This is a genomic window from Neorhizobium puerariae (assembly GCF_042429745.1).
In the GTDB taxonomy this organism is placed as follows: Bacteria; Pseudomonadota; Alphaproteobacteria; order Rhizobiales; family Rhizobiaceae; genus Neorhizobium; species Neorhizobium puerariae.
Genome location: NZ_JBHMAA010000016.1, coordinates 23564 through 33674, shown reverse-complemented (window position 1 = coordinate 33674; position 10111 = coordinate 23564). Strand labels below are relative to the sequence as shown.

Sequence of the window (10111 nt, the reverse complement as noted above, 5' to 3'; positions counted from 1 at the left end):
AACCGACTGAGCTACACCCGCGCATGATGCCTTTCGGCGCTGACCAGCCCATAACCGGGCAACGTCAATTCGAGGAAGAGATGGCGCGAGTGACGGGGCTCGAACCCGCGACCTCCGGCGTGACAGGCCGGCACTCTAACCGACTGAGCTACACCCGCGCATTTCTCAAGGGCACAAGGCCCTGCCTCGCGGCCTCGACCGCTCGGTTGAGCGGCTAACTAAGAGGTTCGTGTGCGGGTGTCAAGCAGGTTTCAAGACAAAAGGATGACGTCCCGTCGCTTTCCCCTCCCCTGCCTGTTGATAGCGGCGGCCTGTTCAAAATTTTCAAAAAAACATCATGAAAGCCCTTGCGGTTTTTTCGCGATCCGCATAGATCACGGCCACCGACGCGACGGAGCCACGGCTCCCCGGCCGCGACGGGCGATTAGCTCAGTTGGTAGAGCGCCTCGTTTACACCGAGGATGTCGGGAGTTCGAGTCTCTCATCGCCCACCATTCTCCTGAATAAAGCAATAGATCTGGATGTGTCCCGAACGGGACGGGTTTTCGCTACCCTTTCTCCCGTCTTACGCGGATTTTACGGTCGAAGCCGGGGTGGATGCGGATGCCGCCTTGCGGACGGCGGCTGCCTGTGCGGCAAGATGGCGCCGATTTGTGGAAAAGGAGGTTTCCCCCATGAAGCCGATTCTTCTTGCCCTGGCGTTTCTGGCCGCATCGGAGGCGGATGCCCAGCAATATCGCAACTACGAAGTTCAGCCGAACGGCACTCGTGGATATTACGGCACCTACGGCAACCGGAATTTTGAAATCGATCCTCGAAACGGCGGGTCGGGGCAGACCGGCGGCAGACGACCCGGCGTCATCCGGGAACGGCCGGCCCGCACGCCCGGAAATGTCGGAGCCACCCAGAGGCGCTGCCATGTCGGCGGGAACGGCACGGCCATCTGCCGGTGACCGGCGGGCCTGACGACCCGCAGGCATGCCCGTTTCCCGAAACCGCGGGGATGAAACGAATGCCCCTCGAAGCAAGATTCTCGCATCGTCGAATTTTCGCGAAAAGCGATTCTTCAACCATGCCAATCGGTTGGCAGCGATACCGAATGTCATGTGCCGGCGCGGCCGGCACCGATCCGCCCGATATCATCCCCGCCCCGTGGCAGGCCTCTAGTATCGGAACGCAGGCGTAAGATCCCGGAAAGCCGGGTGACGCGCCGGAGATAACAGAGGAAACGGAAATGGACGATCCCAGCACAATTCCCGCAGAACACCGTATCCGATTGTCAGCAAGGCGCATTTTCGGGATGCCCGGGCTGCCGGCATGCCCGGCCCGGCGACACGCGCGGGCCGATGGAACGGCCGCCGGACATCGCTTTTCGGCGACAGGCGGCGCGGCCCATCCACGACGGGCGAGGAACCGGTCCGATGCTTGATTTCGGCGTTTTCCTCACGGGTGTCAGCATCATGCCTGCGGATGGCGACTTGCCACCGGCACCGCCCGCCGGCTACGTCTTCCTGACCGATGACGACGGCGCCTATCTCACCGACGACGACCACGCATTTCTCATGGAGTTCGAATAAATGGTCACCACCCGTTCCTTCCGCGACAGCGCGGTGCTTGCCTCCATGCCGATCATCCAGGGCGTCGGCCGCAAATGGGGTTTCATGGGCGACAGCCATACCGTGGGCTCGGGCGCTCCCAATTCCATCTACGGGTTTGCCGCGCAATCCTGCATCCTGGCGGGCCGGCTGCAGAATGTCGACCATGCGCTGGCCGGCATCGGCGGCCAGACCACCGACCAGATGCTGGCCCGCTTCAAGACGGACATCATCGACGCCGGCTGTGACGGCGTCGTCATCCTCGGCGGAACCAACGATTCGGCGTTCAACGGCGTCGGGGTTCCGGTTGCCACCTTCATCGGCAATATCGTCGCCATGCTACAGTTGGCGAGGGCCTACGGCATCCGGGCCATCGTCTGCACCGTGCCGCCGACCGGCGCCGGCGCCGGCGATCTCGCCATACGGTCGAAACTCATCGAGGCCTACAATCTCTGGCTCAAGCTTGCCGTCCACAACGAAGGGGCGCGGCTCGCGGACATCCATTCGGCGCTCGTCGACCCCGCCACAGGCCAGACGCTTGCCGCCTACAATGCGGACGGCATCCACTTCACCGCGCTCGGACATCTCGCGATCGCGGAAGTCGTCGCCCCGATCATGCAGGCGATGAACATGGCGGCGACCCTCGGCGTCGACGCGCCGCCGGTCGCCGGCGGAACCTGTGCGCTCGTCGCCAACCCGCTCATGAACGGCACCGTCGGCACAGGCAACTCCCCCACCGGCTGGTTCACGCAACAGGCGGCGACGGGCTCGGTCACGCGAGGCGTCCGCGCCAGGTCGGGCACACTGCAGAAGGGCCAATGGTTCGAAGCGGCATTGGACGGGACGTCCGTGGCCGCCTCGGTGATCTACGGCCTTTCTCTCGGCGGCACCTATGCCGGCGGCGACAAGCTCGGCGTGACCTGCCGAATGGAAATCGAGGATACCGCGGGCAACTGGCGCGCAACGCGGGGCGGGGCGCAGCAGGGAAGCCTCAGCCTCAATGTCAACAATGGCGGCGCCAACCTCAACAACACCTGGCGCGAGACCGGCGGCCTGGCGGTTCCCCCCTCGATGTACGTCGTCACTGCGAACGCCTCGTCCGGTCTGGCGCTCTGGTGGAAGCTCGCCGTCGTGGCGGGCCAGAACATCAAGGCGAGGATCGGCGAAGTGCAGGTCTATAACCTGACGGCAATGGGACTGGACGGCGTGATCGCCGGCTGAGGCGAAGGATCGCGGCTCATTGAAAGGAAGGGCATATCGGCCGGATCGCACCGGGCGATCTGCCTGTCATGAAGGACGGGCACCGGAAAACCTGCCGGCACGGCAGGTTTTCCGGCCCTGTCAATGCGCGGTTCTTTCGCCGTCACGGACCGCTGCGGGCCCGCGCCATCCGAGGATCACGCGCCGGCAGGGCTCCTCGACATATTTGAACGCCAGGACGCTCAAACCGACCAGGCCCAGGAGAACCGGAAGAGGATAATCCTGCATGCCGCACAGCTTCAATGCGGTCAGAACGGGGACATGGACGATGTAAAGGGAATAGCTGGCGGCCCCCAGCAGGACGAGCTTCCCGTTCAGCAGCGGCCCTGTTCCACCGCTGACGGCGACCGCCAGTATCAGCACCGCAAACAGCGGCCCCTGCAGGAGATAGGCCGGGTGAAGCGGCTGGAATACGCTGAGGAGGACGAGGCCGGCCAGTGCGATGGCGACGCCCGCCCGCCCATATCCGGCAAGACGTTCGAGCGCCCCCCGCCTGTAGAGAATGCCGCACATCATGCCGGTGATGAATTCGAAGAGATGCGGAAGCGGAAACTGATAGATAAGAAAGCCGGCGCGGTTCTCCGGAAACACGAGGGGAACGGCGAAACACCAGGCCGCCTGGGCAAGCCATGCCGATGCCGCCAGCGCCACGAGCGCCCGGGCGCTCCAGTTGGAAAGACGCTTCCGGAGCGCCGGAAACACGCAGTAGAAGAAGACCTCGCAGGACAGGCTCCAGGTCGCGAAGCTCCAGGGCTGGTTGATGCCCGCGACGGGAATCCAGGCGGTGAGCAGGAGGACCTGCGCGAGGAAGCTGACGATCAGGAGAGCCGATATGTTGCCCTTCAGCGCAAACATCCGGTCGGCAAGAGCGGCATCGGTCATCGCCACGAAAAGAACCGCGGGAACGGACAGGGCGAGCCCGAAAATGTGCACGGGATAGATGCGGGCGAAGCGCGCGGTGAAATACCGGCCGCCGAGATCGGCCGGCGCATATCGCAGGCAAAGTACAAAGCCGGAGAGCATGAAGAAAAATGCCACCGCCGGGCGCCCGCCATCAAGAAAGCGATGCAATTCGGGGGCGTCGATGAAACCGAGCCCATGCATATGGGAAATAACGACCGCCAGCGCCGCAAAGAAGCGCAGGGACGTTAACTCCGGAATATCCTGACGCATGCGCTTCTCCCGACGTATCGGGGCTAGCTAACATCGAATGGGAAGACGCCAAAGCTTATTTATAATAAAGAGTTAATGCGGCCACAGATATTCGGGGCGGTCGCCGGGGAACGCCCCTTGCCGGCCTGCCGGGAGCCCGGCTGCGGGGGAACGGAACCGTGCCCCCTCACGCGAAGTTCAGGAGCACGCCGAGGCAGCGGTCGCGAATCTCGGGCGCCCGGACGAGCGCGTCGGCAACGACGTCGCGTGCGGCGGTCTGCTTTGCAATCACCAGGACGAAGAAGTCGACGGCGGGAGCAACCGACCGGGCATCCACACCGGATACGAGCGAGGGAAGATCGAGAACGACATAGTCGTTTTCATCCGACGCCCGCGACGCCAGTCGCGCCATGGCCGGAGACGCGAGAAGATGGGACCAGAGACCATCGACGGAGCGGACGCCGGCGGGAAGGAAGGAAGGCGACGGCGGACGGTGGGAAAGCACCGTCCTTTCATATTCGGCCCCGCCGAAAAGAACCTCCGACAGCCCTTCATTGGCATGATAACCGATCGTCCTGGTGAGGCCGCGGCCGCGCAGGTCGGCATCGATCAGGGTGCATCCATATCCCTGATCGACCAGCAACGTCGAAAAGTTCGCGGCGACCAGGGACGTGCCCTCGTTCGGGGACGTCGATACGAAGGCCACCACGGGCGCCCTGCCCGGCTTGCGGCGCAAGTCGACCGCCAGTTTCACGGCGCGCAGGGCTTCCGCCACAGGCGACAGGGGATCGCGCTGGGCAAACGCCAGCGCCGGGGTGTCCAGCGCCTCTCCGGAATCGCCCGCCGGGATTTCGAGCGGCGGAATTTCTCCCAGTATGTCAAGGCCGGTATATTCGGTGACCTGCGCGCCATCCCTGAAGGATACGTCCCGCGTCTCCCTGTAGACCGCCATGATGCCGGCTGCGGTGGCGCCGAATATCGCCGCGAGAAAGGCGACGAGCTGAAGACGCGGGAAGCTCGGCCTCTCGGGGGCCAGCGCCTCGGTGATGACCCGGGCGTTCGTGATGTCGAACGTCTTCTGCTGCGCCGTCTGCTGGAACCGTTCGAGGTAGGATTCGTAGAGCTTGCGCGCACTTGCCGCGATGCGCTCCAGCTCGTGCAGCTTCACGAGCGCCTCCCGGTCGCCGGAACTGGCGTTGCTGGCCTCCAGCAGGGATGCCTTCAGCACATCCTCCCGCGAGCGCGCGACATTCCATTCATACTCGTAGTTCTTGAGGATACGGGCGGATTCCTCGCGGATCTGGGTTTCGATATCCTGCAGCTCCAGCCGCAGGCGGGCGACGAGATCGCGTGCGGGACTGGCGCTCCGTTCCAGCTCGGAGATCCGCTTGGAAAGATCGACATACTGAAATCGCAGCCGCGTCGAGATGCGATTGGAGAAAACGTCGGAAACAACCAGTTCGGCGTCGTCGCCGGCCAGCGTCTTCCGGGCATGCTCGTAGCGCGCCTCGGCTTCCACGGTATCGCTATGCGCCTTGCCGAGCAGCGTCGTCACCTCCTCGAGCCGGGTGTCGGAAACGAGCCTGTCGCCAACCTGAAAGAGGTTGTTGTCCCTGCGGAACTTCTCCACCTCCGCATCGCGATCCCGTGTCTCACGCCCCAATTCCTTGATGCGGTCGCTCAGCCATACATTGGCATTGCGATGGGCTTCGGCGATCGAATCGATCCGGTCCTGAATGTAAGCCTCCGCGACCGCGTTGGTGATCTTCGCGGCCAGCTCGGGAGAAGGCGACGTGAAGCGGACGTCGAAAATATAGGACTGGGCGATGCGCTTGACCGTCGCATTGTCCTGAAGGCGCGTTATCGCCAGTTCACGCCGTGCCGCCGGTTCCATCGTGTCGATGGAAGCCGCCGAGAAAAGCGAGGTGAACTGGTCGGCGACGGCTTCGGAAAGCGAGAGCGGCGCGAACAGGAAATCGCTGTCGGAATCGAGGCGGAGCTTCTCGACGACGGCGATGGCGACCGAACGCGACCGCATGAGCTCGATCTGGCTCAGCATGTTTCCGTCGGTCTGCGCCTCCTCCTCCGTCTGCTGGCTATCCGAATAGGCCAGGATGATCGGATTCTTACTGACATCCAGAAACAGGGAAGCCTGGGCCGTATAGAGCGGCACAGCCACGCGGCTATAGATCACCGCCAGAACAATGGCGGCGGCCACGAACTTGACGAACAGCATCAGGTGCCGCCGCCCGAGCGCGATCACCTGATCGACATCGACCCCCTTGAAGCTCCTCTCCTCGCGGGAATGCTCCTGCGTCATCGGCGCGGCTGCGGCGCCGCGACCGGGCAAAATGAAGGAACTTTCGTTTCCGATCGCCATTCTCGTCCACTCATCTGCCAAGAGGGTTTTCCAACAGGGGGTTTTTCAGGCGGAACGCCCCGGTTCTCGCCACCGGGTCCCGACGCGACGGCAGAGCCGAAAACGAGGGTTTCGACGCGATGAACACGATGCCTGAAAACAGCATGATCATAAATCCCGGCTCGCGGAAGACCGGCTGCGTGAAGACGACCCCCAGTATCGGCGGAACCAGCCCGGTCATCCACAGCTTGAGATCCACGGCGGCAAGCGCATAACAGATCAGGAAGCCCACGAAGAAGACGAGGCCGAAAACGCGGATCGCCGCGACAAGGGATATCGGGCCGGTGGTGAAGATGCTGAAGCCGTAGCCGTCACCGAAGATCACGTTGCTCGCATCGAAGGCGGCCTCCGCAAGGTACATTCGCTCCTCGAAGGAGCCGCTGCCGGAATTCACCTTGCTCTGCAGGTCGAGATATTCCGACGTATAGAGGATCTGCCATGTCAGCAGGCCGACGACCAGCAGGAGCAGGAGCGCAGGCAGAGGCTTTATCCCCGCCCGGATCATCACGATCATCGCGCCGGTGTACAAGGCGAGCGGCGCGCCGATGGACGAGAGGCAGGCGGCGGTGGCGAACAGGCAAACGAGCCAGATCGGGGTCGGCCAGCCGCGGCGATAGGCGTAGGCGGCGGCCCAGCAACCGTAGAGCGGAAAGATGCCCGGCTCGCGGAAGACGCCGCTGAGGCGCGGTATCACCCCGAAGGGCGTCGAGACCTCGTTATAAAGAAACGTGAACGGAAACGCGAAATCGCCGCGGTTCGCATAGGTATAGGCTATCTTGCCGATCGTCAGTTGATAGGCCGGGATGCCGGCCAGAAGCAGGACCATGGTGATCGTCAGGCTGATCGAGCTGGCGATCACCAGAATGGCCAGCGCGTCGAAAAACGTGGTCGCATAAGCCCGGTTCGAAATGACGAGAAGGACGGCCAGCAGAAAGCCCGAGATGATCATGAAGGCCTTCGTCTCATCGGTCGCGTCGATGGCCGGCATGAAAAGAATGGTTCTGGTCAGCACATAAAGCGATATCAGGTAGATCAGCGTGATGTTGATGACGGCGAACCTCTCCGGCACCAGCACCCTGCCCGTCGACAGCGAAACGCCGAACAACGCCGTGGCCGCGCCGAGCAGGAGCGCAAGGCTGAAGATCGAATAGACCTCGCCGATGACCGAAGGGCGCAGGCAGAGAACCGCCAGTGCCATCACGCTCAGCAGAAATTTCTCAACGGCGCTTATGCCCATTTCAAGCGATGCTCCCGAGGCCTGCGCCGGATGCTCCGACTGCGGCCCCGCCGACAATACCGAAGGAAGAGAACGAAAATGTAAAACACCGGTCAGGCATTGAGCCCTCCACTTGCCCGGCCCGGCTGCAACAGGCGCTCATTGTGGAACTTGATGGCCAGTCCGCCGGCGCCCATGCTGAAAGCCGTTGCGGCGACGACCGCATGGATGGGCAGGAAATAACCGCAGATCCCCCCCAGCACGGCGAGGGTCGCCAGCACCAGCACATTGATGACGATGTTGTAGCGCAGTTCGCCCGTCACGATCGCGAGGTTGTATGCCGCCGCTCCAAAGGCGTTCAGCACGATACCCACGGCGAAGATGGCGACGAAATAGGTGTAGTTGATCTCGACCCGCCCGATCCACAGCCAGGAGATCACCGGCGAGGCGACAACGGCGCCGATGCTCAGCGCCAAGACCGCCAGCGTGGAATAGGTGACGGATTTGGAATAGATGGGCCAGAGCTTCTCGCGGTCGGTCCGGAACAGGTGCGTCAGCGACGGGATCATCGCCGAAACGCCGGAAATGACGGCGGTCCGCGGCAGCCAGAGGGTCTTGTAGGCAAGTTCGTAGAGGCCCTGGACCTGCAGCCCGCCGAAATGGCTCACGAGGATCTTCGACAGGGGCTCGAAAAGCCCGTTCGAGACATTCGCCACCTGGGACCTGAGGCTGAAACCCAGCATCTCGCGGAACGCCGGGATGCTGAACCGCGCCGGAACGATGTTCCTGGACGAGACGGCCCGGCGGGCCACATACCAGCCCACGACGCTCATGCTGGAATATTGTATGACCTGGGCCCAGGCCATGCCGAGCACGCCATAGCGCGGAACCAGGAAGACGGCCGCTCCGATCTGCACCAGGTTCCCCAGCACCGTCAGCTGGGAATTCACGAACCCGAGATGGAGTCCCTGGATCGACCCCAGAATCACATTCGCGAAGTTCATCAGGAAAAAGCCGCCGAACATCACGGGCAGCACCTGCTCCGCCTCCGCCACATGCGTCTGCTCCACCAGGCCGCCGACGAAATTGCTGAAAACGATGTAGCCCAGAACCGCCAGGAAACAGAACAGGGCGCCATTGGAGATGATGCCGGTCTCCACGTATTCGCGGATCTTCTCCGACTCGCTCTCCATGTCGTGCATGGCGGCGAAACGGATGGTAGCGTTGGCCATGCCGACATCGCCGATGCGGATCAGCGATGTCCACGCAAAGAGCGTCGACCACAGGCCGACCGCCTGGATGCCGCCCTGCAGGATCAGCAGCCGGTAGCTTATGAACACGAGCCCGATGTTCACGCCGAAGGCGACGAGCGCGAATATGACGTTCTTCTTGAGATTAAGGTGACGGGGGATCATCGGACCGCCCTTCAGGCCGCTTGAGGTCGAAGATCCTTTCAAGACGCGCCACGCTGACCTCGCGGAACCGCGCCGCCATCGCACGGCCGGCGGCATCGTCGCGCGGCGGGACGGGCCTCGCCAGACGATCGAGCGTATCCTCCGTCGCGTCGATATGCGGCACCCCTTCGCTCAGGCACAGGCGATGCGAAAGGGAGCCGGTGCGCACGATGCAGGGAATGCCGAGCTGCGCCGCGCGGCCCGCAATGCCGGATGCCTGGTCGTCATAAGGCGCATAGAGCGCCCAGATCACGTCGCTTGCGCCATAACACTCGCAGAGTTCCTGATCGCTGATATAGCGATCGACGACCATCCCCCCAGCCGATGAAAGCTCGGCCGCGGCCAGTTTCACCTCGCCATGGACCGAGCCCACGGAAACGAAATGGAGCTGGCCGGCCAGCGCCGTCAGCTCCGCTGCGGCCCTGGCCAGCACATCGAAGCCCTTGCGCTTGTCCTGCCGCCCGACCGCCGAGATGACGCGGCGGCCGGATGCCGCGTCCCGTATCGATTTGCCGAGCCCCTCGCCGCCTCGGCGCAGCGTACGCTCCCGTTCCTCGTCGGTCAGGTCCCAAAGCTGAAAATCATATATCCAGTCGTCGGCTATCCTGCCGAATTCGGGATGGATGGAAAACGGCAGGATCGTCAGCACCCTGATGCTGCCGATCGGGCGCATCGTCCGCAGGAGAAGCCGCTTGACGCGCAGCCTCAGCCCGCCCCCTTCGAGCGCCGGTTTCGGGCGCATCAGGATTCCCGCCGTCCTGCGTCCCAGAAGCGCCCTGAAAAAAGCGGCCAGGACGAAAATGAAGAAGGAATCCTCGATCATGAGGAAAAATACCGGAGAGGCGGAAAGGAAAACCTCCCGCAGGGAAGCACGCCGCGAAGGCAGGACACTTGCGACAAAGCTCAGATAAGCGCCCCGATGCCCGTCTTCGGTGCTGCTGAACAGCAATATTATTCCTTTATTTTGCACAAAGGACATTTCAGAAGACCGCGCCCTGGAAGCCAGGAATACACA

At 63.0% G+C, this 10111-nt stretch carries 8 protein-coding genes and 2 tRNA genes; 4 read left to right on the top strand and 6 right to left on the bottom strand.

All coding sequences use genetic code 11. The features are described 5' to 3' along the window. Nucleotides 1-81 precede the first annotated feature (81 nt). Nucleotides 82-158, bottom strand: a tRNA-Asp gene (locus ACFFP0_RS15625). Nucleotides 159-418: 260 nt separating this feature from the next. On the opposite strand from ACFFP0_RS15625, the gene ACFFP0_RS15620 reads away from it, so the two are divergent. The 4 genes from ACFFP0_RS15620 to ACFFP0_RS15605 all read left to right on the top strand — a co-directional run bounded on the left by ACFFP0_RS15620 (nt 419) and on the right by ACFFP0_RS15605 (nt 2816). Beyond that, nucleotides 419-494, top strand: a tRNA-Val gene (locus ACFFP0_RS15620). Between the two features lie 180 nt (nt 495-674). Further along, nucleotides 675-953 (top strand): hypothetical protein, encoded by a 279-nt coding sequence (locus tag ACFFP0_RS15615; protein ID WP_377262405.1) that lies wholly within the window; start codon nt 675-677, stop codon nt 951-953. A 468-nt stretch (nt 954-1421) separates the two neighbouring features. Next, complete coding sequence (locus tag ACFFP0_RS15610; RefSeq protein WP_377262403.1) at nt 1422-1577, top strand: hypothetical protein; 156 nt, start codon at nt 1422-1424, stop codon at nt 1575-1577. Then, the gene (locus ACFFP0_RS15605; RefSeq protein ID WP_377262401.1) at nt 1578-2816 is read left to right on the top strand and encodes an SGNH/GDSL hydrolase family protein; all 1239 of its coding nucleotides are present in this window, start codon (nt 1578-1580) and stop codon (nt 2814-2816) included. It abuts the gene before it with no gap. Nucleotides 2817-2936: 120 nt separating this feature from the next. On the opposite strand, the gene ACFFP0_RS15600 is transcribed toward ACFFP0_RS15605, so the two are convergent. The 5 genes from ACFFP0_RS15600 to ACFFP0_RS15580 form a co-directional block, all read right to left on the bottom strand. Continuing rightward, the gene (locus ACFFP0_RS15600) at nt 2937-4028 is read right to left on the bottom strand and encodes an acyltransferase family protein (protein ID WP_377262399.1); all 1092 of its coding nucleotides are present in this window, start codon (nt 4026-4028) and stop codon (nt 2937-2939) included. Nucleotides 4029-4194: 166 nt separating this feature from the next. Then, nucleotides 4195-6387 carry a GNVR domain-containing protein gene (locus ACFFP0_RS15595; RefSeq protein ID WP_377262397.1) on the bottom strand — a complete coding sequence of 731 codons (2193 nt, stop codon included), beginning with the start codon at nt 6385-6387 and terminating at the stop codon, nt 4195-4197. Between the two features lie 10 nt (nt 6388-6397). Beyond that, nucleotides 6398-7663 (bottom strand): hypothetical protein, encoded by a 1266-nt coding sequence (locus tag ACFFP0_RS15590; protein ID WP_377262395.1) that lies wholly within the window; start codon nt 7661-7663, stop codon nt 6398-6400. 92 nt (nt 7664-7755) lie between these two features. After that, entirely contained in the window at nt 7756-9057 is a 1302-nt protein-coding gene (locus ACFFP0_RS15585) for a lipopolysaccharide biosynthesis protein (RefSeq protein ID WP_377262393.1), read from the bottom strand. Beyond that, a complete protein-coding gene (locus ACFFP0_RS15580; protein ID WP_377262391.1) occupies nt 9038-10045 on the bottom strand; it encodes a glycosyltransferase family protein in 1008 nt (335 codons plus the stop codon). The genes ACFFP0_RS15585 and ACFFP0_RS15580 overlap by 20 nt, the downstream gene beginning before the upstream one ends. Between the last annotated feature and the right edge of the window lie 66 nt (nt 10046-10111).